Below are 23641 nucleotides of genomic sequence, written 5' to 3' on the forward strand. Positions count from 1 at the left end.
CATGGCTGACCAGGCCCGCTATGAGATCCATGCCGTTCGCTACGGTCATTTCGAGCGCCGCTCGGGCGAGAATTTCCTGGGCGGCGACACGCATGACGTTGCCATGCCGCTGGACTACTTCGTCTGGGCGATCGTCGGGGAAAAGCGGACATTCATCGTCGACACCGGTTTCGACAAGCCGACCGGCGACAAACGCGGACGCAATATCGTCAGGCCCGTCGATGAAGGCCTAGCGGCAATCGGCATCAATCATGTGGACGTCAGCGACGTCATCATCTCCCACATGCATTACGATCATTGCGGCAACCATCATCTGTTCCCCAACGCGAGCTTCCACCTGCAGGACGCCGAAATGGAATTCGCGACCGGCCGCTGCATGTGTCACCATGCAATGCGGCACCCGTTCGAGGCAGAAGACGTCACCACCATGGTGCGGCGAGTCTATTCGGGGAAGGTCTGCTTTCATGATGCGGACTCGCAGATTGCGCCGGGCATAAGCCTGCACAAGGTTGGCGGCCACTCGCGCGGGCTTCAGGTGGTGCGGGTTGAAACCGAAAATGGCGCGGTGGTGATCGCATCGGACGCAGCCCATTTCTACGCCAACATGGAGCGCGAAAAGCCCTTTCCCGTGTTTGACCGGCTGAGCGATGTCATTTTCGGGGTCGAGCGGATGAGACAACTTGCCAGTTCCCCAGCTCACATCGTCCCTGGACACGATCCGCTGGTGCTCAAGCGCTTCGCGCGCAGCCGGCAGGACGTCGAAGACATCGTTACGCTGAGCCGCCCCGCATCGTAGTTGAGCCGCGGGCGATCGGCGCCGCCCCCCTGCCCATATGCCATGGAAGGTCGGCGCGGGCTTGACTACTCTCCGCCAGCCGCAACGCATTCGGATCTCCTGCCGCAGCAGTCTCAACCCCAGGCGCTACCCCGTTATATCATTTGAAATTGAGGGATATTCCTTAGTCTGGAACGATCCCGCCTCGTTCACATTCCGATCATCGGAACCGAGGAGGCTATCGTGAAGCGGCGCACTGTAGACAAGGGAAAGATTGAGCGCGCGGACCGTGAATCCAGTATCGTGCTGAATGCCGAACGGCAGCAACGCGAAACAAAGACAGCCCGGCTCAGGGAGTTGCGCTTGCAACGTGAGCAAGTGCCCTCGAAAGAAAGCAACCCATGATCCACCGTAAAGCGAGGGAGGCCGGGATCGTCAAACCGACGGAGATAGGACTGCTCTTCCGAGTGTTCGACAGAACGCAGGGTTTCAATGAGACCCCGACCGAGCAGGAAGCCCGTGCTTCACGCATCATCGCAAACTACACTGCCGGCATCATGGATGAGCAAGAGCTGATCGCATTGTCTCGGCAAGCCGTGAGGCGATGAGACGGTATGATGCTCGCCACGGCTTGTCCCTCAGAGCAGGTAAGTAAGGCCATCCGAGCAGGGCACGTAGCGACCGTCTCTGCGAGATCACCATGGCTGGCGGGCCCTATTCGGCTAGAGTGGGCAAGCAGGCACTAAAACCTACTCCCAGCAACAGCTCCCAGCGGCCTTTGACCCACGAACCGTCGCTTGTCACTCGCCTTGAGGGCGGCATTTTCCCCGGTCGCCACTCTTTGAGGCAACTTTTCCCTGTCGTTAGGCGTTTCTAGGACGGTCGATACTTGACGACCTCACAACCCGGAGGAGTTTCCATGAATATCAAGATGCTCACCATTGGCTCGATCGCACTTGCAATGATGACCGGCGCTGCCCTTGCAGGGAGCAATACCGGCACTTCCGCCCTTGATGACCCGGCAAAGATGTCGCCGTTCTTCACCGACGCTGGGATGAAGACCATGAAGTCCGATGCCGACTTCAAGACCGCATGGATGGCGATGTCCGAAGAAGACCGTGCGGGCATGATGAAGGAGTGCGGCGACGAGGCGATTGCCAAGCAGCACGATAATTTCTGCAAAATGACGAAACAGCTCGGCGGCGCTAACTGACCATTCGCGAACATCTCGGGCCCGCTACCGAAAGGTGGCGGGCTTTTTGCATCTACCTACAAGCAGAATCGATGATTGACGCAGGGGGGTGGCGTTGACCGGCGGTCCCCCATGAGCGGTCAAGCCAACCCGGCGCTTGTAATGAGTTTGCTCCTAGCTGGCCTAATCCGGATTCGATTTGCTTGGTGATCCTGTGATCATGGGGCAAACTTCCAATGAGGCCGCAGGAGGAGAAATGAGAGCACGCGCAGCAACGCTCGGGGATCTCGAGGACGTTTTTCGCGACCTGTCCAAACGGATGACGGAAGAATACGTGGCGGCCGGCAAGGACAGCAAGGTCGCCTATGACAATCTCATGATGAACCTGAAGGAAGGCCGTGCTCACGCCCTTGTCCAAGGTGACAAGGCCGTGGCGATCATCGCTTGGCATGAGAACAGCGACGCCGCCGATACGTTGTTTGCGGCGCAAGAGGATTTCTTCCGCGCCGCCACCGTGCGGTTCTGCCGCCGGCATATACGCCACATCCAGGAGCTAGCCGGCAACCTGCCGATCCATTCGCGCAGCTGGCTCCGGGGTGCCGATGTCGCCCGATGGTTTCAGATCATCGGCTATACGGAGATCGGGCGGGAGAACGGCGCCAGCATTTTCGAGTTGCGCCCGGCCACATAGGAAAGGCGCCTCGCGCGACATTGCGCGGCCGAACTTCGTCCCCCGCCGAATCCCCGTCCGGCATCATTATTCGTCCACGAATTTGTTCGATGATCAAATGATCGATCGGTCGCTTGGCCGGCTTGAGTTCGCAAGACGACTGGGACACGAATCGAATATGCACTCGGCAAGCCACCGCCGGAAGGCGTTGAAGATCAGGCCGAACACATCTGGCGCGGCGCGATCGGGTTGCGCTCGGCGAGGCTTGATGATTTGCTGCCGCCATACGGAGAATGAATGATGCGAGAGCCTGTCGGTCAAGACGAATATGGGTCGACCAACCCTTTCGATCCGGATGACCTGCCAAATCTGAACGCGATCGGGCCAAGCATCGGCGGCGGCAACGACTTCGAAAAGTACGCCGTGGCCGTGATCATCGTGTTCGGCGCGGTCATCATCGGCGGACTGATGGCCGCGTCGATGACCTTTGGCCATCGAAACGGTTTCCTGTTCGCGCTTGGCGGCGCCACCTCGGCGTGGATATCCGGAAACGCGCTTCTGCTCGACCGGCCGCGTATCTACGCGCTGTTCGTCGGCATCGCTGCCCTGATGCTCGTTGCGTCCACCATCACATTGATCCTGTGACGGGCTGATCCGGTCCTGAGCCAGACCTAGTATCCAAGCGCCTCGCCGGATGCGGCGCGGCTGTCGATGGCGCCGTTATAGCGGGCGCCGCCGCCCTTCTCTATTTCCGCCAGGCTCTTGCCGCCGACCAGGATGCCTGCGGCCTGGCCCCAGGTCGCCTCGCTCAGATTGAGGTGGTAGCCCATGCCGGCGAGCAGCTTTTCGGTATCCGGCGAAAGTCCGAACGGCTCGATGTAGACCGTGTCAGGCAACCATTGATGATGGATGCGCGGCGCGTCTATCGCCTCCTGGATGTTCATGCCGTGGTCGATAACGTTGACGATGGCCTCCAGAGTGATGGTGATGATGCGCGAGCCGCCTGGGCTGCCGATGACCATGAATGGCTTGCCGTCCTTGGCGACGATCGTCGGGCTCATCGACGACAGCGGCGTCTTTCTTGGCGCGATGGCGTTGGCTTCGCCCTGGACCAGACCGTAGAGGTTGGGCACACCCGGCTTCTGGGTGAAATCGTCCATCTCGTTGTTGAGCAGGATGCCCGTCCCGTCGGCGACGACACCGGCGCCGTACGACCCATTCAGCGTATAGGTGACGGCGACCGCGTTGCCGTCCTTGTCGATAATCGAATAGTGCGTCGTCTCCTTGCTCTCGCCAAACCCCTTCGGCATCAGGTCCTGCGAGACGCCAGCCCGGAACGGGTCGATCTTGTCGCGGATGTCCTTGGCGTAAGTCTTGTCCAGAAGCTTCGAGACGGGGTTGTCGATGAAGTCGGGATCACCGAGCGCGGTATTGCGGTCGACATACGCATGCCGCATCGCCTCGACCATGACATGCACGGTCTCCGCCGAACCGGCGCCGAGATAGGATAGCGGATAGCCCTCCAGCACATTGAGGATTTCGCAGATGATGACGCCGCCCGAGCTCGGCGGCGGCGAAGAGGTGATCTCGTAGCCGCGATAGGTACACGTGACCGGCTTCAGTTCCCGCACCGAATATTGCTCGAAATCGGCCTTGGCCAGGATGCCACCTTTGGCACGGCTCGCCTTGACGATGGCATCGGCGATGGCGCCCTTGTAGAAGGCGTCAGGTCCCTTGTCGGAAATGGCTGACAAGGATGCAGCCAGATCGGGCTGGTCGAGTCGCTCGCCGATGCCGTAGGGCTTGCCATCGGGCTTCAGGAAGACGGCGGCTGCGGCCGGGTCTTTCGCCAGCCGGTCGGCGCTGCCGGCGAAAGAAGCGGCATCGCCCTGATTGAGGATGAAGCCGTCCTTGGCATAGCCGATCGCCGGCGCCATCAGCTCCTGGCGGGAAAGCGTGCCGTATTTTTCGCGCGCCATTTCGAAACCGGCCACGGAACCCGGCACGCCGACCGCGAGGTATCCATCCAGGCTGGCGCCTTTCACCGGATTGCCGTCCTTGTCGAGGTACATGGTTTTAGTCGCCGCCAGCGGGGCGCGCTCGCGGAAATCGAGAAAGGTCGATTTGCCATCGGCGAAGCGGATGGTCATAAAACCGCCGCCGCCAATATTGCCGGCATTGGGATAGACGACGGCCAGCGCATAGCCGACAGCAACAGCCGCATCGACGGCATTGCCGCCCTTCTTCAGGACTTCGACACCGACTTCGGAAGCCAGATGCTGGGCTGTCACCACCATGCCATTTTCGCCCTTGGCCGGTGCGGGCGACGCGGCGAAGACGCCCGTCAAAGGCGTCAAGACAAAGGTGATCGAAAGACTTGCTGCGATCAGCGTCCGGCGGGTGAGAGGCATGGCGGGTTCTCCTGGCGGGGAAGCCTAGAAGACCCTGTTGGAGTGACCGAGTCCACTAACAATCGAAGGAGCTTGAGAAAGCGACCCCTCACCCGGATCGCCAATCGAATTGCGAAGTGCGACGCGGAGCAACCCGACCACTCCGCAACGGACGAGGCGTTGCGCCAGCCGCGAAGCGGCCGGATGAAAGGGCTGGCTCGGCTAAACAATCCCGCCCGAGCCGCCAGCCACGGCCGGCCGTTCAGCCGCAACCTTCGCCCGATAGCCGGCTGCACGATAAGCCAGGACGGGATCAATGGCGCCGCCGCTCCTCAGCCGCGCCATGGCGAGGATCGGCTCGACATCGGTGCGGTAGGCAGCCTTCAGCGTCTGCGTTGCCATCAGCGCGTCATTGTCGTCCTGGAAGCCTTCCAACGCCTTGCGGTCAACCAGCAGCGCCTGCGCGTAGGCGCGCTGAACCTCGAGCGCCGACAGCATCAAGCTTTCGATCGGATCGGTGACGTTGTGGCTCTGGTCGAGCATGTGGGCCGGCTCAAAGCCGTCTGCGCCAGAAAGCTCGGCATCGACCAGTTCGTTGAAGACGAGGAACAGCCGGTAGGGATCGATCGACCCGGCATCGAGGTCGTCGTCGCCATATTTGGAATCGTTGAAATGGAAGCCGCCGAGTTTCTTGAACTGGATCAGCCGCGACACGATCATCTCGATGTTGACGTTGGGCGCATGGTGACCGAGATCGACCAGGCAGAACGCCTTCTCTCCGAGTTCCCTGGCTATGAGGTAGTTGGTGCCCCAATCCTGGACGACGGTGGAATAGAAGGCCGGTTCGTACATCTTGTGTTCGCTGAACAATTTCCAGTCGGCGGGCAGCTCGGCATAGATCTCTTTCATAGCGTCGAGATAGCGCTCGAAAGCCCGCGCGAAATTGACCTGGCCGGGGAAGTTCGACCCGTCGCCTATCCATACGGTCAAGGCCTTGGAGCCCAGCGTCTTGCCGATCTCGATGCATTCGAGATTGTGCTCGACTGCTTGTCTGCGCGTGCCGGCGTCGGCATGCGACAGAGAGCCGAACTTGTAGGAAAGCTTCTGGTCCTTCGCGTCCGAAAACGTGTTGGAGTTCATGGCATCGAAGCCGAGGCCGAAGCGCGAGGCGGCCTGCTTCAACCGGTCCGGGTCCGCCTTATCCCATGGAATGTGCAACGAAACGGTCGGGGTGGCCCTCGTCAATTGCTGGATGACCGCGCAGTCCTCGATCTTGTCGAAGATATCGCGCGGCTCGCCGGCGCCGGGAAAGCGCGCAAAGCGGGTGCCGCCGGTGCCGACGCCCCAGGAGGGAATGGCTACGGCAAATTTCTCGACCTTTTCGCGGATGGCATCAATGGCGATGCCGCGGCGGTCAAGGCGCTCGCCCAATGAGCCGTAGTCGCGCTCGAGGTCGGGCCGGAGCGCGGAGTTATCCTTGTAGACAAGGTCGGTGGAGATCATGGTCTCGGGCAAGTCTATTCCTCCCTAATGCGTTCGGTCGGCGCTGCCCCTCATCCGCCTGCTGGCACCTTCTCCCCGTATAGTGACGGGGAGAAGGGAAGCGCGCCGGCGTTGACGCCCCTCTCCCCGTTCTTCATGGGGACGGGGCAAGGGGCGGCGTCGCCTTCAAACGATTACCGCGTAAAGCTCTGCGCGTTGCCCGCGTCGACGTTGATGATGTTGCCGGTCGATTTGGCCGACATGTCGGAAGCGAAAAAATAGATCGCCTCGGCGATGTCTTCCGGAAACACGGACCGCTTCAGCATCGAGCGCGAACGGTAGTGTTCCTCGAGGTCGTCGGTCGACATCTTATAGGCGGCGGCGCGCTGTTCCTTCCACTCGCCGGTCCAGATCTTGGAGCCCCGCAGGACTGCGTCTGGATTGACGACATTGACCCTGATCTGCGCTTCAGCGCCCTCCAGCGCCAGGCAGCGGGCGAGATGGATCTCGGCGGCCTTGGCGGTGCAGTAGGCGGCGGCATTGGGCGACGCGGCAAGTCCGTTCTTGGACGCGACGAACACGACGTTGCCGCCGATCCCCTGCGCCCGCAACAGCCGGAACGCTTCCCGCGAGACCAGGAAATAGCCGGTTGAGAGAATGTCCATGTTCTTGTTCCACAAGGCCAGCGTCGTCTCCTCGATCGGCGCGGCGGAGGCGAGACCCGCATTGGAGACCAGGATGTCGACGCCGCCGAACTCGACCGCCGTCTCGGCGAAACCCGAGATGACCTGGTCCTCCGATGTGACGTCGATCAGCACAGGGCGAACGAAATCCTTGCCGTACGCCTTGGTCAATTCCTCACTTGCATTGGCGAGCGCCGGTTGGTCGATGTCGGCCAGGACCACGCAGGCCCCCTCGCGCAGCAGGCGGTTGGCCGTCGCGCGGCCAATGCCGCCCGCCCCGCCAGTGACCAGGGCGATCTGGCCGGCGAGCGACTTGGGCCTGGACATGCGCTGCAGCTTGAGATCTTCGAGAAGCCAGTATTCGATGTCGAAGGCTTCCTGCGCGGGCAGGCCGACATAGGAAGAGACGGTCGAGGCGCCGCGCATGACATTGATGGCGTTGACGTAGAATTCGCCCGAGATGCGCGCCGTGGCCTTGTCGCCGGCGAAGGTGAACATGCCGACGCCGGGCATCAGATAAACTACGGCATTGGGATCGCGCATGGCGGGCGAGTCCGGATGCTTGCAGCTATCGTAATAGGCCTGGTAGCCGGCCCGGTACGCCGCGATATCGTCGCCGAGGCGGGCCAGGACGGCATCGACGTCGGGCTTGGCCGGGTCGAATTCGATGACCAGCGGCCGGATCTTGGTGCGCAGGAAATGGTCGGGGCATGAGGTGCCAAGTGCGGCCAGCGAACGCATCTCGGCCGAATTGACGAATTCGAGTACCGCAGGCTGGTCGTCGAAATGACCCGTTTTGTGGCTTTTGTCCGAGATCAAGCCACGGATTTTCGGCATCAACCTCGCCGCGATGGCGCGACGCGCCGGGGCGTCGAGCGACTTGACCGCTTCGCCACCGAAGATCGGGAGCCCCTCCGAGCGGCGCTCGAACCAGTCGATGGCCTGGTTGATCACCGAAATCGTCGTTTCATAGCATTCCTTGGGCGTGTCGCCCCAGGTGAACAGGCCGTGGCTTTCGAGGATAACGCCCTTGGCGGCAGGATTTTCGAGGCAGAATTTTTCCAGCAACAGGCCAAGTTCGAACCCTGGGCGTTTCCAGGGCAGCCAGCCGATGGCATCGCCGAAGATTTCCCTGGTCAATGCCTTGGAATCCCTGGCGGCGGCGACAGCGATGATGGCGTCGGGATGCATGTGGTCGACATGCGGCTTGGGCACGTAGGCATGCAGCGGCGTGTCGATCGAGGCAGCGCGCGGATTGAGGTTGAAGGTACAGTGCGGCAGGAAGCCGACCATCTCATCCTCGTGCTCGACGCCGCGATAAAGCCCTTTGAGCGCGCGCAGTTTATCCATGTAGAGGGTGGCGAAGCCGTCGAGCTTGATCGACGCGCTGTCGCCGCCCGAGCCCTTGACCCATAGCACTTCGACGGTCTCGCCTGTGAGGGGGTCCGTCTGCCGGATCTTGGACGAGGTATTGCCGCCGCCATAATTGGTGACGCGCTTGTCGGAACCGAGCGTGTTCGAGCGATAGACCAGAAGCTCAGCCTCGCTCATCCCTGCGGTTTTCGCTTCGTCCCAGAGATTTGCGAGCCGCGAGCCGGAGCGCTTGTCGAGCATTTTATCCTCCCTTGGACGCAGAAAGGCGCTGTCCAATTTTGCGGAAATGTCTACGCGCGGGCCCTGATTGTCAATCATAAACAATCAATACCGATCATATTGCACTGCACAATGGAATTATATGATTGGAAATGATTGACAGTGCTGTTTTCGGATGCCTAGATGCTCAGGCAGGGAGGAACCATGCACGAGAAAGAGCGCCACAGGATCATTCTGTCCGCCGTCCAGGAAAAGCCTGTGGTGACGGTGCAGGAGATGGTCGACCTGACGCAGTCTTCCGAGGCGACGATCCGGCGCGACATCGCAGCCCTGCACGTGCAAAAGCGACTGCGCCGCGTACGTGGCGGCGCCGAAGCAATCTCACCGCCGCAATTCATCGGCCTGGCGGGACGACCCTTCTCCGTCAACGAGACGTTGAACGCTTCGCAGAAACGGGCGATCGCCCGCGAGGCTGTCGATTTGTGCGGGGACGGCGAGCCGATCATCATCAATGGCGGCACGACCACGTTCCAGATGGTGCATTTCCTGACCGGCCGCCGCATGCCGATCTTCACCAATTCCTTCCCGATCGCTGAGCACCTCCTCAAGCACTCCAAGAACACGGTGATGCTGTCGGGCGGCACGATCTATCGCGAGCAGAACATCATCCTGTCGCCCTTCGACAATGACGTGACGCGAAACTTCTATGCGCGCCGTATGTTCATGGGCGCGCAGGGGCTAGGCCCGCTCGGCCTCATGGAAGGCGACCCGTTGCTGATCCAGGCGGAACAGAAGCTCATCGACCAGGCGGACGAACTCGTGGTGCTGGTCGATTCCTCGAAGTTTCGGAAACGCTCGAGCCTGATCCTGTGTGGCCTCACGCGTATCGCGACGGTCATCACCGATGACGGGATCGAGGATCGCGAAGCCAAGATGTTGGAGACCGCCGGCGTGACGCTGATCGTCGCCCGCAACGCGGCAAGCGACAAGGAAGAATCTTCACTGCAGGCTTGAGACACCTCACGCCCGCGGCGGCGATGGAACGCAACAATCAAGGGAGGAACTACGATGAGCTTTCTGAAGAAATTGATGGTGACCGCAGCCTTCTCGGCCGCCATGGTCGTGAATGCCGCCTATGCCGCCGAACACGTCAAGATCGCGCTGGTGGTGAAGTCGCTTGGCAACGGCTTTTTCGATGCCGCCAACAAGGGCGCCGAGGAGGCGGCCAAGGAACTCGGAGATGTCGACATCATCTACACGGGCCCGACCAAGGCAACCGCTGAAGCGCAGATCGAGGTGGTCAATTCGCTGATCGCGCAGAAGGTCAACGCCATCGCCATTTCGGCCAATGACGCCGACGCCCTTGTGCCGGTGCTGAAGAAGGCCATGAAGCGCGGCATCACCGTCATCTCCTGGGATTCGGGCGTCGCCAAGGAAGGCCGCGAGCTGCACCTCAACCCGTCGGATACCGGCCTGATCGGCGAAACGATCATCAAGCTTGCCGCCGACTATTTGCCGGAAGGCGGCGACGTCGCCATCCTGTCGGCATCCTCGACCGCGACCAACCAGAACGCCTGGATCGACGCGGCCAAGAAAATCCTGCCGGAGAAGTTCCCCAAGATCAAACTGGTCGCCACCGTCTATGGCGACGACGATTCGGCCAAGAGCACGGACGAAGCGAAGGGCCTTTTGAAGTCCTATCCCAACCTCAAGGCGATCATCGCGCCGACCACCGTCGGTGTCGTCGCCGCCGCCCAGGTCGTCACCGACGAGAAGCTGATCGGCAAGGTCAATGTCACCGGACTCGCTCTGCCATCCGAGTTCAAGAAATTCATCGACAACGGCGCCAGCCAGGCGGTTGCGTTGTGGAACCCGATCGATCTCGGCTACTCCGCCGTCTACCTCGCCCATGACCTGGCGGTGAAGAAGGAAAAGGCCAAGCCCGGCGCCACCCTGTCGATCGGCCGCGTCGGCAAGGTGACGCTGGACGACACCAACTCGGCCGCGATGGCTCCGCCCTTCCAGTTCGACAAGACCAATATCGAGAAGTTCTCCAAGATCTATTGATCGTCGCGCCGGTGCTTCCCCGCTTGCGGACAAGGATAGTGGCATAGGCAGCGCTCCCCGCTCCGCAGGGGCGAGGGAACGCTAATCTCCAAGGCCGCGGCTGTGTAAGCCTGGGTTCCTCGCCCCCCCGCGATAGCGGGGGAGAGGTGGCTCGGCGAAGCCGAGACGGAGAGGGGGAGCGCCATAGGCGACGGCTCTCCCCTTGTGGGAGACCCAACGAGACGGGTGGCAACGTCGCCTGTGCCAGGACTTGATATGCAAGCAGCCCCTCACCCCGCTCACGATGTTCACGACACTTCCCAGAAGGGAGAGGGTAAGGCCGCGCCCCGCCTGACTCTTTCAGGCATCTCCAAGAGCTTTCCCGGCGTGCGCGCTTTGCACGATGTCAGCCTGTCGCTCTATCCGGGCCAGGTGACCGCGCTGATCGGCGAAAACGGCGCCGGCAAGTCGACGCTGGTCAAGATCATGACCGGGATTTACCAGCCAGATGCGGGCACGATCAGCATCGATGGCGAACCGGTAACCTTAGACAGCGCGCATGCCGCCTTCGGCCATGGCGTCACCGCCATTCATCAGGAAACCGTGCTGTTCGACGATTTGACGGTCGCCGAAAACATCTTTCTCGGCCACGCGCCGCGCACTCGCTTCGGCCTTATCGACTGGCGTACGATGCGCAAGGATGCACGCGAAGTCCTCGACACGATGCATGCCGGCCATATCGACGCCGACGCGCGGCTCAAGGACCTTGGCATTGCCAACAAGCATCTGGTCGCCGTCGCGCGCGCCATGTCGATCGACGCGCGCATCGTCATCATGGACGAACCGACCGCGGCGCTCTCTATGAAGGAAATCGAGGAGCTTTTCCTGCTCATCGAGTTCCTCAGGGAAGTGGGCAAGGCGATCCTGTTCATCAGCCACAAGTTCGACGAGATCTACCGTATCGCCGACCGCTACACGGTGTTTCGCGATGGTGAAATGGTCGGCGAAGGCCTGATCAAGGATGCGGGCCAGAGTCAGATCGTGCGCATGATGGTCGGCCGCTCGGTCGACCACATATTCCCGCAGCGAACGGCCGCGATCGGCGCTCCGGTGCTCTCCGTTTCGGGCCTGTCGCACCCGACCGAATTCGATGGGATCAGCTTCGAGCTGCGAAAGGGCGAGATCCTCGGCTTCTACGGTCTTGTCGGCGCCGGGCGCAGCGAGGTGATGCAGGCAATATCGGGCATCACACGCATCTCTGGCGGCACGATCATGCTGGAAGGCAAAGCGATCGCGCCGAAATCGGCCGCGGATTCGATCGAGGCCGGCATCGTCTACGTGCCTGAAGAACGCGGCAAGCAAGGCGTCGTGATCGGACTGCCGATCTTCCAGAACGTTTCGCTGCCATCCCTCAATCGGACTTCGAAATCCGGCCTGCTGCGGCTGGCGGAAGAGTTCGCGCTCGCCCGCTCCTACACCGAGCGGCTTGACCTCCGAGCCTCATCGCTCAGCCAGGATGTCGGCACGCTGTCGGGCGGCAACCAGCAGAAGATCGTCATCGCCAAATGGCTGGCGACGGCGCCGAAGGTCATCATCCTGGACGAACCCACGAAGGGCATCGATATCGGCTCCAAGGCCGCCGTGCATAGCTTCATGGCCGAACTGGTGGCGCAGGGCCTGTCGGTGATCATGGTCTCTTCGGAACTGCCTGAAATCCTTGGCATGTCCGACCGTGTGATGGTCATGCGTGAGGGACTGATCGCGTCCGTTTACGACAATGACGGACTGGACGCCGAAACGCTTGTCAAAGCCGCTGCGGGGATCGCGGCATGAAGGCGTTTCTCAAGTACCGCGAGGTCTGGCTGCTTGCGGCCATCATCGTGCTGATCGGCCTGATCTCGACGCGCTTTCCAGCCTTTGCCGACCCGAACAATCTACGCCAGGTCTTCAACGACACCTCGATCTTGATGATCCTGGCGCTGGGCCAGATGGTGGTGATCCTGACGCGGTCGATCGACCTGTCGATGGCGTCCAATCTCTGCTTCACCGGCATGGTGGTGGCAATGCTTAACGCCGCGCATCCGGCGATCCCGATCCCGCTGCTGATCGTCATCGCGCTCGCTATCGGGCTGGTGCTCGGCGCTGTCAACGGCCTCTTGGTGTGGCGGCTGAACATTCCCTCCATCGTCGTGACCTTGGGCACGCTGACCATCTATCGCGGCGCCACCTTCGTCCTGTCCGGCGGCGCCTGGGTCAATGCCGACAAGATGAGCCCGGATTTCATCGGCTTCCAGCGCGCGGTCCTGCTTGGCATTCCGGTGCTGTCATGGATCGCCATCCTGGTGATTGCGCTGTTCTTCGTGCTGATGACGCGCACCGCGCTCGGCCGCTCGATCTACGCCATCGGCGTCAATCCGACCGCATCGGTCTATGCCGGTATCGACGTCGGCCGGACGAAATTCATCGTTTTCTGCATCTCTGGGATGGTCGGCGGCCTCGCCGGCTACCTCTGGATCTCGCGCTACGTGATCGCCTCGGTTGAGGTTGCCAACGGCTATGAGCTCAACATCATCGCCGCCTGCGTCATCGGCGGCATCTCGATCGCCGGAGGCATCGGCTCGGTCGGCGGCGCGGTGCTCGGCGCGCTGTTCCTCGGCATCATTTCCAATGCGCTGCCGGTCATCAACATCTCGCCGTTCTGGCAGATGGCGATCTCGGGCGCCGCCATCATCCTCGCCGTCGTCCTCAACGCACGCGGCGAACGCCAGCAAGGCCGCATTATCCTGAGAAAAGCAGAGGCGGCATGACCGACACCCCTGCCCCTCGTCATATTCCCGACCGGCTAGACAGGCCGCTCTCTTCGGCGATCTTCTCCTGGGAGGCACTGCTGGTGCTGGTGGCCGGGGCCATCTTCGTCGTCAACAGCTTGGCCTCGCCCTATTTCCTCGATCCCTATTCGTTGTCGGACCTGACCTTCAACTTCACCGAAAAAGGCCTGATCGCCTTCGCCATGGCGTTGCTGATCATTTCGGGCGAGATCGACCTGTCGGTGGCTGCAACAATAGCGCTCGCGTCGACGCTGATGGGAATGGCGGTTCAGGCCGGCGCCGATACGCCGCTGCTGGTGCTGATCGGCATCCTCGTCGGTCTCGGCTGCGGCGCCTTCAACGGCCTGCTGGTGACACGGCTTGGCCTACCCTCCATTGTCGTCACCATCGGAACGATGAGCCTGTTTCGCGGCATCGCCTTCATCATCCTCGGCGACCAGGCCTACAAGGGTTATCCGGACAGCTTCGCCTTCTTCGGCCAGGGCTATGTCTGGTGGGTGGTGTCGTTCGAACTGCTGCTTTTCCTCATCGCGGCCGTCATCTATTGGTTCCTGTTGCATCGGACCAGCTTTGGCCGCCGCATCTTTGCCATCGGCAACAATCCCGTCGCGGCGCAGTTTTCAGGCGTGCGCGTCGGCCGCATCAAGTTCGTCCTGTTCTGCCTGACAGGATTGATGTCGGGTATCGCCTCGGTGCTGATCACCTCGCGCCTAGGCTCGACGCGCCCGTCGATCGCGCAGGGCTACGAGTTGGAAGTCATCACGATGGTGGTGCTGGGCGGCATCAGCATTCTTGGCGGGGCCGGCAGCATTGTCGGCGTGGTGCTTGCCGCCCTCATCATGGGATTGGTGACCTTTGGGCTCGGCCTGCTCAACGTGCCCGGCATCGTCATGTCGATCTTCATAGGCCTGCTGCTGATCATCGTCATCGCCTTGCCGATCGTTTGGCGGCGGCTGCACGGAGGCCGCTGATGCGCAGAAAGACCGCATTCGCGTATGGTCTGCCGCCCGGCACGACGGCTTGAGTCCATGGACGCGATCCGCCATGTCGCTGTCATCGATATCGGCAAGACCAATGCCAAGGTGGCGCTGGTCGATCTCGTCACTCTGAGCGAGGTAGCGCTGCGACGCATGGCGAACGCGCCGCTGCGGCGCGCGCCCTACCCGCACCACGATGTGGAGGCGCTGTGGGCGTTCATCCTCGACAGCCTTGCGAGCCTCGGCCGCGAACAACGCATCGACGCGATTTCGATCACGACGCATGGCGCGACCGGAGCGTTGGTCGACACTTCCGGCGAACTCGCGCTGCCGATACTCGATTATGAATTCGACGGTCCCGAAGCGCTTGCGTCTGACTATGACGCGATCCGTCCGCCCTTCAACCAGACCGGGTCGCCACGCCTGCCACTCGGTCTCAATCTCGGTGCGCAGATCTACTGGCAGCAGAAACAATTCCCTGCCGAGTTCGCCAGGGCGGCGAGGATGCTGATGTACCCGCAATATTGGGCCCTGCGTCTGACAGGCGTTGCCGCCAGCGAGATGACGTCGCTGGGCTGCCACACCGATCTGTGGAACCCGTGGACAGCGGATTTTTCGTCGCTGGTCGATCGTCTGGATTGGCGCGGCCTGATGGCGCCGGTGCGGCCGGCCGGGGAGCGACTTGGATCGATCCTGCCGGCGCTCGCCGACCGAACCGGCCTCGATCCACAAACGCCGGTATTCTGTGGCCTGCACGATTCAAACGCCTCGCTGCTGCCGCATCTGCTCTCCGACAAGCCGCCCTTCTCGGTCGTCTCTACCGGCACCTGGGTCGTGTCGATGGCGGTCGGCGGCAGACAGGTCGACCTCGATCCGGCGCGCGACTCGCTGGTCAATGTCAATGCGCTGGGCGACCCCGTCCCTTCGGCCCGTTTCATGGGCGGCCGCGAATTTTCCCTGCTGACGCAAGGCCAATCGGAAGATTGTAGCGACGGGGATGTCGCTGCCGTGCTGGCGCGAAAGACATTGCTGCTGCCTTCCATCCAGCAAGGCTCAGGGCCGTTTCCACACCAAGCCAGGGCATGGCTCGACGCCGAGGACATCGACGCCGGCCAGCGCTTTGCCGCCATCTCGTTCTATCTGGCGCTGATGACAGCGAGCTGTCTCGAGCTGATCGGCGCCGATGGGCCGACCACGATCGAGGGACCCTTTGCCCGCAATCGTCTTTTCGTCGCCATGCTGGCCGCGGCAACGGCTCGCAGCGTCGTCGCCTCCGAGGCCGCCACCGGCACCAGCATCGGCGCGGCGTTGCTTGCATCGGATCAAGGAACATTGCTCGGCAAGGGGGAAAGACTGGAGCCGCCGACCGACGCGGCCTGGGCGGACTATGTCAGGAGCTGGCGTGAGGCTGTCGAAGCACGGCGCTGATCAGAGAATCCGCTTGCCGAAGGCCGACATGACGAAGTTCACACTATCCGTGGTAATCCTTGGCTCCAGATCGGCTGTAATGCCTGAAACATCCATCGACAGCAGCCCGCCCGAAAGCGCAATGGCCTCCATCGCCTGATGCGTTTCGCGCACGGTCAATCCACCCGACCCAGCGCCCCAGCCGGCGAACTCGGTTGCGGTCGGCGAGTAGCTGACATGGAAGCCCTGGGTCCCGGAAGCAGCGATGCGGATCGCCTCGTGCATCAGGTCGCGCATGCCCATGGCGTCGACATCGGTCATGGTGAAGGCCGAGACGCGCGAGTCCTTCAGCACCCTCACCTCCGCCGGATCGGTATGGCGCAGACCGACGATGACGACATTCTCCGGCGACAGCTGCGGCTGCAGCGCCCCGGCCTTGTGATCGAGCCCGAGTGTCCGCGCCAGAACCGACGCTTCCGGCAGATCGATTCCTTCTTCGTCTTCCGGCATCAGGGCGGCGATGGAATCGATCCAGATCAAACCGAAGGAATGCTTAGCCCGCGCCATCGCCGTCAGCGCCTTGTGTGCGATGCGACGGTCAGCGCCGACCGTCAAACGGATCAAGCCCGAGGGCGGCCGATCCATGTCGGCCAGTTCGACGACGTCGAAATTCATCGCCTCGAGCCGCGCGCCGGTGGCTTCCCGCGCAAGAATGCCGGCAGCCTCGCGGTCGGCCGAGATCGAGACCATCCTGCGCCCGGAAAAGTCGGCGACGTCGTGCATAGGCGCCTTCTCGACATATTCCGACGTCATCGCCAACAGCATGGCGCCATAGCTCATGCGGAAGGCGACGCGGTCGCCGACAGCCGGCGGCGGGTCGGCATCCTGTACGTCCAGCATCAAATGGTCGCTGGAGGCGCCGAGCACCCTTATCCCTTTGGCGATCGGCGTCAGACCCTCGACCAGCACGTCCTCCCTGCCGATATTGGCGATGGCGCGCAGCCTGTCGCCATCGTCGGAAAAGACCGGCTGATTGCCGAAGGCGTCGTAACCGGATTGGCCGATCGGCCGTGACGGCTTGAGCTTGACCTCGATGATGTCGCTGGTCAGCCGGCAGGCATCGGTTTCGAGCTCGGCCCATGGCCCATCGCGGAAGGTCTCGACGCCGCCTTGCAGGATTGCCTCGCCGACGCGCAGATTGTTGATGCCGGCGGGCAATCTGCCTTCGAGCAGCAGGGGCAGTGACGAAGAGGCTCCCCCGGAAATCCAATCGAGACTTTTGCCCGACAGTCGCTCGGCCTTGTAGGCGTGGGCGACCAGTTGGCCGAGATTTTCCTCCGTCGGCATGATGGCGCCGAAGCAGCCGAGATTGGTACCGATGCCCGCGATGCGCACGCCCTTGAACTCGAGGATCTGCTCGACGGTCGGGATCAGGTCGGACGGCCAGATGCCTTCGCGCAGATCGCCCAGGTCGATCATCAGCATGATGTCATGGACGCGGCCCATGCGCTCGGCAATGCGCGCGATCTCGCGGATGGTGGCAAGTTCCGACTGCAGGCTGATGTCGACGGTGCGCACCACCTCCTCGACGCGCGCCATCGGTGGGCTGCGCAAGAGCATGATGCGCGCGTTGATGCCGCTTTCGCGCAGCCGACGGATGTTCTCGAAGCGAGACTCAGCGATGCCGGCGACTCCGCCGCGCAGCATGGCGCGCGCCACCTGCGGCATGCCACAGGTGCCCTTGGTGACGCCGAACACCTTGATGCCGGACTGAGCGCAACGGTCGACGATGGTGCGGGCGTTGCGCTCGATACGGCCAAGGTCAATGGCGACTTGCGGTCCCGACATCCCTCAATTCCTGTAAACCAGCCCTTGCGGATCGATCTCTGGCTTGCGGCCGGCGACGAGATCGGCGAGGAATTTTCCCGAACCGCAGGCCATGGTCCAGCCGACATGGCCATGGCCGGTGTCGAGATAAAGGTTTTTGTAGCGCGCCTGGCCGATGACCGGCACCGAGTTCGGCATCATGGGCCGCAGTCCTGCCCAGAGCACAGCTTTCTTCTCGTCGAAGGCGCCCGGGAACAGATCCTTGCCGGTCCTGAACATGGTGGCAAAGTCGCCGGGCTTGTGAGTGCGGTCAAAGCCGGCGAATTCGGCCGTCGATGCCAACCGCAGTCGATTGCCAAGGCGCGAATAGGCCATCAACTGGTCCTCGTCGGCGCCGCCCATGGTCGGCCCCTTGGTCTCGTCTTCCAGCGGAATTGTCGCCGTATAGCCCTTCACGGGGTAGACAGGCAGGTCGATGCCGTAGCGGCGGCCGAGGAGGCCGCTTTCCGGTCCCATCGAAATGACCACGGCATCGGCGGCCACAGGACCGGCGGACGTCATCACCGCACGGACACGGTTGCCCTCGATATCGAGGCCCTCGACGGTCGTCCCGCACAGGAATTTGACGCCGAGTTTGTCGGCTGCGTGGGCGGCCAATCTATCGACAAACAGTTTGGAATCACCGGTCTGGTCGATCGGCGAATAGACGCCACCGGCGATCTTTTCCTTCACGCCGGCAAGGCCGGGCTCAAGTTCGACAAGCCTGTCGCGGCCGACGATCTCGATCGGCAGGCCATGTTCGGCTAAATAGCGATAATTGTCGGTACCGGTGTCGAGGCTGTGCTGCGAGCGAAAGAAATAGAGGATGCCTTTCTTGCGCTCGTCATACTGGATGCCGGTTTCGGCCGAGATGACGTTGATGCATTCGCGCGAATAGAGCGCCAGGCGCAGCTTGACCTGGCTGTTGGCGCGCAGCCGCGCCACCGTGCACTGACGCAGGAAACGCAGGCTCCAGGCGAGGAAATAAGGATCGAACCTCAGCCTTACCTTGATGCCAAGATCGTGATTGTAGAGCGCGCGCAGGAAAGTCTTCAGAGCCGCCGGCGAGGCCCAGGCAGTGGCATCGCCAGGCGACACCAGACCGGCATTCGACTGGCTGGTGCCACGTGCCGGCGCCGCATGACGCTCGACCACGGTAACCTCATGACCGTCGGCCGCCAGATAGTAAGCGGCCGCCGTCCCGACAACGCCGGCTCCGAGCACCACTATCTTCATGCCGTCCCCCAAAGCTGTTCGCGGCGCGGCGTTTCCGTGCCGAGCGCGAATGCCTTCCATAGCGCTTCGCCAAGCGCCTTGCGACCCCTCGGGAAACTTGGCTTAGCTTCGTGCGGAGTTCTTGCCGGTCAGAATGCGCTCCCAGGCCAGCGCGTCGGCAACGATCTGGTCGAGATCGTCCCGCTGCGGCGTCCAGCCAAGCTGCGCCCGGGCAAGGTCCGAATTGGCGACCACCGCGGCGGCGTCACCCGGACGACGCTCGCCCATTTTTACCTCGAAATCGTGGCCGAAGGCGCGCCGCACGCTGTCAATGACCTCAAGCACCGAATAGCCATGGCTGTAGCCGCAATTGGCGACCAGGCTCGTGCCGCCTGCGCGCAGCCGCTGCAGGGCCAGGCGATGCGCTGCCGCCAGGTCGCTGACATGGATATAGTCGCGCATGCAGGTTCCGTCGGGCGTCGGATAATCGGTGCCGAACACCTGCATGAACGGTCGCTTGCCGAGCGCGGTTTCGCAGGCGACCTTGATCAGATGCGTTGCGCCTGGGGTCGATTGGCCGGTGCGGCCCCTCGGATCGGCGCCTGCGACGTTGAAGTAGCGCAGCGCCGTGTAGCGCAGCCCATAGGCGGCTCCTGCATCGCGCAGCATCCACTCGCTCATCAGCTTGGACAGGCCGTAGGGCGATTCCGGCGCCAGGCGGGCATCCTCGCGCACCGGCTCCAGCCCGGCGCCGCCATAGACGGCGGCTGTCGACGAGAAGATGAAATGCGGCACGCCCTCGCGAACGGCGGTCTCGATCAGCGTGCGGGTCTTGGACGTGTTGTTTTCGTAATAGGCCAGCGGATCCGCGACCGACTCCGGCACCACGATGGAGCCGGCGAAATGGATGATCGCGTCGACCTTGTTCTCCCGGATGATCGAGCCGACAAGTTCTTTGTCGGCCACATCGCCGACCACCAGCCTGGCCTCCGGCGCAACTGCCCATTCGAAACCGGTCGAGAGGCGGTCCAGAACGACCACGCTCTCACCAGCATCCAGCAGTTCCCAGACCATGTGGCTGCCGATATAGCCGGCGCCACCTGTTACCAAAACCGCCATCCGCGACCTCGCATCTCAAGATTGATCGGAAATTGTCTCGACCACCGCCATTACTGCAAAGCCCGCCGCATGGCCACCAGCCGTCGTAACGGGCGAAGCCGCAATGTGGCATCGTCTGGAAACAAAGTTGATCCACATCAAGGGAATAGGCCACCATCCGTGGTCGTTAGGAAACATTGTCCGGGCGTGGCATTTTGACCAGAGCGGCCCGGTGGACGTCCAATAGGGCAATGACTATGATCCCGCGCAAAAATTGGGAAGCCGACATGAACTACCAGCGGTTCTTCGAGGACGCTATCGACCAGCTCCATGCGGAGCGGCGCTACCGCGTCTTCGCCGACCTAGAGCGTATCGCAGGCAAGTTTCCACGCGCCATCTGGCGCGCCAATGGGCGCGCGGAGGAAATCACAGTCTGGTGCTCGAACGATTACCTCGGCATGGGACAGCACCCCGATGTGGTCGCCGCGTTCCAGAACACGGCGGGCAGGATGGGCTCCGGCGCTGGCGGCACCCGCAATATTTCCGGCACCAGCAATCCGCTGGTCGAGTTGGAGATCGAACTTGCCGATTTGCACGAGAAGGAAGCCGCACTCGTCTTCACCTCCGGCTTTGTCTCCAACGAGGCGTCGATCTCCACCATCGCACGGCTTCTGCCGAATTGCCTGATCCTTTCGGATGAACTGAACCATGCCTCGATGATCGAGGGCGTGAGGCGCTCCGGCGCGGAAAAGAAGATCTTCCGCCACAATGACGTCGCGCATCTGGAGAGCCTGCTGCTGGCGGCCGGCCGCGAGCGCGCCAAGCTGATCGTCTTCGAAAGCGTCTATTCGATGGATGGCGACATCGCGCCGATCAAGCAGATCGTCGAACTCGCCGAACGCCACAACGCCATGACTTATATCGACGAAGTCCACGCTGTCGGCATGTATGGGCCGCGCGGCGGCGGCATCACCGAGCGCGAAGGCCTTGCCGATCGCATCGACATCATTCAGGGCACGCTGGCCAAGGCGTTCGGTACGCTGGGCGGCTACATCACCGGCACTAGCGCGGTTATCGACGCGGTGCGCTCCTATGCGCCGGGCTTCATCTTCACGACAGCGTTGCCGCCGGCCATTGCTGCGGCGACGACCGCCTCTATCCGCCATCTCAAGCGGTCGCAGGCCGAGCGCGACGCACAGAAGCAGCAGGCGACGCGGACCAAGCAGATTCTCTCCGCCGCCGGCCTGCCGGTGATGGAGTCGCCGACCCATATCGTGCCGCTGTTGGTTGGTGACCCCGAACTCTGCAAGATGGCCAGTGACCGCCTGCTCGGCGTACACGGCATCTACATCCAGCCGATCAACTATCCGACCGTGCCGCGCGGCACGGAGCGCCTGCGCATCACGCCGACGCCGTTCCACACCGACGCGCTGATCGCGGGGCTGCAGGACGCGCTAGTCGAGACCTGGGACGCGCTGGGCATCCCCTACGGTTCCGCCGGCCGGCCTTCGGTGGCCAAGAGCGACCGCGTCATCCCCCTGCTGGTGCCCACGTCCGGAGGCTGAAGCCGGTTCGAAGCTCCCACGCTTAGACTTCTTGCCGGGGCGCTGGCCCCGACCTGTCAGCGCCTCAGGCAGTCTTCATCCATTTGGCCAGCCTGTGGGCGGCGTCCTCGATCTGGTCGAGGCGGCGATGGAAGCAGAGCCTGAGAAAACCTTCGCCGCCAGGGCCGAAAGCCGTGCCGGGAGCCAGCCCGACATTGGCCTTGTCGACGATATCGAAGGCGGCGGCACGCGAATCGGTAATGCCATCGACCTGGAAAAACAAATAGAAGGCGCCCTGCGGCACGGCAAAACGGGCGCGGCCTGTGTCGCCGAGGATGCCGCAGACCAGATCGCGCGCGGCCCGCGCCCGCTCCACCTGTTCGGCAATGAAGGCATCGCCCTCGTCGAGCGCGGCGATCGCGCCGCGCTGCATGAACTGAGCAACGCCTGAGGTCGAATACTGGATCAGGTTCTCGAACACCTGCTGCAGGTCAGGATGCGTCTTGATCCAGCCGACACGCCAGCCGGTCATCGCCCAGTTCTTGGAGAACGAGTTGACGAAGAGGATGCGATCGTCCGCCGTGGCGATGTCGAGGAAGGACGGCGCGCGGCCTTGGCCATAGTGGAACAGGGAATAGATCTCGTCGGCGATAATCCAGATATTCTTCGCGCGTGCGAGATCGAGAATCGCCCGCAAGGTCTCGTGATCGGCGGTCCAGCCGGTCGGGTTCGACGGCGTGTTGATGAACAGCGCCTTGGTTCGCGGCGTTATCGCCGCAGCGATCTTCTCGACATCGCAGGACCACCCATTGCCTGAATTGTCCAGCGTGACCGGCACCGGGACGGCGCCCGATATCGCCGCGGCGGCATCGAAATTCGGCCAGGCCGGCGACAGATAGATCACCTCGTCGCCGGCGCCGGCAAGCGCGTCGAGCGCCAGTTGGATCGCATGCATGCCCGATCCGGTGACGATGAATTGCTCCTCGGGGAAGGTCTTGCCGAAATGCCTGGTATAATAACGGCCAAGCGCCTGACGCAGATCGGGAATGCCTTTCTGCCATGTGTAGAACGTTTCGCCATTGGCGAGCCCACGCGCCGCAGCCTCGCCGATAAAGGCGGGCGTGGGCAGGTCGCCCTCACCGGCCCACAGCGGGATCATGCCCTCGCGCAGGCGACCATAGTTGATGACGGCGACAATGCCGCTTTCTGGAGCAGCACGGGCTTCCGCGCGCAAGCTATCGATCAAGGTCATTGGCGTGTCCGTTCTGGTCTCTTTCAGCGCTCCTTAGCAGATGCCAAACCAGAAAACCCCGGCCGTGAACGACCGGGGTTTTGGTCCAGCATGCAGCTAAGCGATCAACGCCTTGCGAGGAGGTCGCGAATCTCGGTCAGCAGCGCGATGTCGGCGGGAGGCGGGGCCGCCGGCGCCACAGGCTTCTCGCGCTCCAGGCGCTTGCGCAGGTTGTTCACGGCCTTGACCATCAGGAAGATGATGAAGGCGAGGATCAGGAAGTTGAGCACGGCGGTAATGAAACTGCCATAGGCGAGCACGGCGCCGTGAGCCTTGGCATCGGCCAGCGTGGTGGCGTTGTTGTCCAGGGAAAGTGGCAGGAAATAGTTGTTGAAATCCAATCCGCCGAAGACCGCACCGACAATCGGCATGATGACGTCGTCGACCAGCGATTTGACGATCGTGCCAAAGGAAGCTCCAATGATGACGCCGACCGCAAGGTCCATCACATTGCCCTTGGAAATGAATTCCTGGAATTCCTTCAGCATCAGACCCTCCTTGTCATGACCGGCGGCGTGGCCGTCCCAAGCTAGCAACCGGGAGGCATCATAACAAAAAGCTGAAGTTGCGATATGGGCAAAGGG

21 protein-coding genes are annotated in these 23641 nt (G+C 62.3%); 13 read left to right on the top strand and 8 right to left on the bottom strand.

The window, feature by feature from the left end; all coding sequences use genetic code 11:
• Position 1 precedes the first annotated feature (1 nt).
• The 6 genes from LB513_RS02535 (at position 2) to LB513_RS02560 (ending at position 3282) form a co-directional block, all read left to right on the top strand.
• A complete protein-coding gene (locus tag LB513_RS02535; RefSeq protein ID WP_224661862.1) occupies positions 2–796 on the top strand; it encodes an N-acyl homoserine lactonase family protein in 795 nt (264 codons plus the stop codon).
• Between the two features lie 222 nt (positions 797–1018).
• The gene (locus LB513_RS02540; RefSeq protein ID WP_224661863.1) at positions 1019–1180 is read left to right on the top strand and encodes a hypothetical protein; all 162 of its coding nucleotides are present in this window, start codon (positions 1019–1021) and stop codon (positions 1178–1180) included.
• On the top strand, positions 1177–1383 hold the full coding sequence (locus LB513_RS02545) for a hypothetical protein (protein ID WP_224661864.1): 207 nt from the start codon (positions 1177–1179) through the stop codon (positions 1381–1383). The genes LB513_RS02540 and LB513_RS02545 overlap by 4 nt, the downstream gene beginning before the upstream one ends.
• 311 nt (positions 1384–1694) lie before the next feature.
• Complete coding sequence (locus LB513_RS02550) at positions 1695–1988, top strand: hypothetical protein (protein ID WP_224661865.1); 294 nt, start codon at positions 1695–1697, stop codon at positions 1986–1988.
• Positions 1989–2223: 235 nt separating this feature from the next.
• Positions 2224–2658, top strand: coding sequence for a hypothetical protein (locus LB513_RS02555; RefSeq protein ID WP_224661866.1), 435 nt, complete (start codon positions 2224–2226; stop codon positions 2656–2658).
• A 276-nt stretch (positions 2659–2934) separates the two neighbouring features.
• Complete coding sequence (locus LB513_RS02560) at positions 2935–3282, top strand: hypothetical protein (protein ID WP_224661867.1); 348 nt, start codon at positions 2935–2937, stop codon at positions 3280–3282.
• 26 nt (positions 3283–3308) lie between these two features.
• On the opposite strand, the gene ggt is transcribed toward LB513_RS02560, so the two are convergent.
• From ggt to LB513_RS02575, 3 genes are all read right to left on the bottom strand, one after another.
• Positions 3309–5048 (bottom strand): gamma-glutamyltransferase, encoded by a 1740-nt coding sequence (gene ggt / locus LB513_RS02565; RefSeq protein ID WP_224661868.1) that lies wholly within the window; start codon positions 5046–5048, stop codon positions 3309–3311.
• A 201-nt stretch (positions 5049–5249) separates the two neighbouring features.
• Positions 5250–6530 (bottom strand): L-rhamnose catabolism isomerase, encoded by a 1281-nt coding sequence (gene rhaI, locus LB513_RS02570; RefSeq protein ID WP_224661936.1) that lies wholly within the window; start codon positions 6528–6530, stop codon positions 5250–5252.
• 173 nt (positions 6531–6703) lie between these two features.
• Positions 6704–8806 (bottom strand): bifunctional rhamnulose-1-phosphate aldolase/short-chain dehydrogenase, encoded by a 2103-nt coding sequence (locus tag LB513_RS02575; RefSeq protein WP_224661869.1) that lies wholly within the window; start codon positions 8804–8806, stop codon positions 6704–6706.
• A gap of 183 nt (positions 8807–8989) precedes the next feature.
• On the opposite strand from LB513_RS02575, the gene LB513_RS02580 reads away from it, so the two are divergent.
• The 6 genes from LB513_RS02580 to LB513_RS02605 all read left to right on the top strand — a co-directional run bounded on the left by LB513_RS02580 (position 8990) and on the right by LB513_RS02605 (position 16064).
• Positions 8990–9799 carry a DeoR/GlpR family DNA-binding transcription regulator gene (locus LB513_RS02580; RefSeq protein ID WP_224661870.1) on the top strand — a complete coding sequence of 270 codons (810 nt, stop codon included), beginning with the start codon at positions 8990–8992 and terminating at the stop codon, positions 9797–9799.
• A 54-nt stretch (positions 9800–9853) separates the two neighbouring features.
• Positions 9854–10852, top strand: coding sequence for a rhamnose ABC transporter substrate-binding protein (rhaS, locus tag LB513_RS02585; protein WP_224661871.1), 999 nt, complete (start codon positions 9854–9856; stop codon positions 10850–10852).
• A 255-nt stretch (positions 10853–11107) separates the two neighbouring features.
• Complete coding sequence (locus LB513_RS02590) at positions 11108–12664, top strand: sugar ABC transporter ATP-binding protein (RefSeq protein ID WP_224661872.1); 1557 nt, start codon at positions 11108–11110, stop codon at positions 12662–12664.
• The gene (locus LB513_RS02595; protein ID WP_224661873.1) at positions 12661–13638 is read left to right on the top strand and encodes an ABC transporter permease; all 978 of its coding nucleotides are present in this window, start codon (positions 12661–12663) and stop codon (positions 13636–13638) included. The genes LB513_RS02590 and LB513_RS02595 overlap by 4 nt, the downstream gene beginning before the upstream one ends.
• Complete coding sequence (locus LB513_RS02600; RefSeq protein WP_224661874.1) at positions 13635–14630, top strand: ABC transporter permease; 996 nt, start codon at positions 13635–13637, stop codon at positions 14628–14630. The genes LB513_RS02595 and LB513_RS02600 overlap by 4 nt, the downstream gene beginning before the upstream one ends.
• Before the next feature lie 57 nt (positions 14631–14687).
• Positions 14688–16064 carry an FGGY-family carbohydrate kinase gene (locus LB513_RS02605; protein WP_224661875.1) on the top strand — a complete coding sequence of 459 codons (1377 nt, stop codon included), beginning with the start codon at positions 14688–14690 and terminating at the stop codon, positions 16062–16064.
• Here the strand turns inward: LB513_RS02605 and LB513_RS02610 are convergent, their stop codons facing one another.
• The 3 genes from LB513_RS02610 to galE all read right to left on the bottom strand — a co-directional run bounded on the left by LB513_RS02610 (position 16065) and on the right by galE (position 20243).
• Positions 16065–17891, bottom strand: a complete 1827-nt coding sequence (locus tag LB513_RS02610; RefSeq protein ID WP_224661876.1) for an alanine racemase — start codon at positions 17889–17891, stop codon at positions 16065–16067. It lies immediately after the preceding gene.
• Between the two features lie 3 nt (positions 17892–17894).
• Positions 17895–19145, bottom strand: coding sequence for a D-amino acid dehydrogenase (locus tag LB513_RS02615; RefSeq protein ID WP_224661877.1), 1251 nt, complete (start codon positions 19143–19145; stop codon positions 17895–17897).
• 102 nt (positions 19146–19247) lie between these two features.
• A complete protein-coding gene (galE, locus tag LB513_RS02620; protein ID WP_224661878.1) occupies positions 19248–20243 on the bottom strand; it encodes a UDP-glucose 4-epimerase GalE in 996 nt (331 codons plus the stop codon).
• A gap of 266 nt (positions 20244–20509) precedes the next feature.
• Between galE and hemA the strand changes: the two genes are divergently transcribed.
• Entirely contained in the window at positions 20510–21787 is a 1278-nt protein-coding gene (hemA, locus tag LB513_RS02625; RefSeq protein WP_224661937.1) for a 5-aminolevulinate synthase, read from the top strand.
• A 64-nt stretch (positions 21788–21851) separates the two neighbouring features.
• Here hemA and LB513_RS02630 read toward each other — a convergent pair whose 3' ends face one another.
• Together LB513_RS02630 and mscL are read right to left on the bottom strand one after the other, a co-directional pair.
• Complete coding sequence (locus LB513_RS02630; RefSeq protein WP_224661879.1) at positions 21852–23018, bottom strand: pyridoxal phosphate-dependent aminotransferase; 1167 nt, start codon at positions 23016–23018, stop codon at positions 21852–21854.
• Positions 23019–23122: 104 nt separating this feature from the next.
• Positions 23123–23545: a large conductance mechanosensitive channel protein MscL gene (mscL, locus tag LB513_RS02635; RefSeq protein ID WP_224661880.1), complete on the bottom strand. Its 423-nt coding sequence runs from the start codon at positions 23543–23545 to the stop codon at positions 23123–23125.
• Between the last annotated feature and the right edge of the window lie 96 nt (positions 23546–23641).

Source organism: Mesorhizobium sp. ES1-1, assembly GCF_020164785.1.
In the GTDB taxonomy this organism is placed as follows: Bacteria; Pseudomonadota; Alphaproteobacteria; order Rhizobiales; family Rhizobiaceae; genus Mesorhizobium.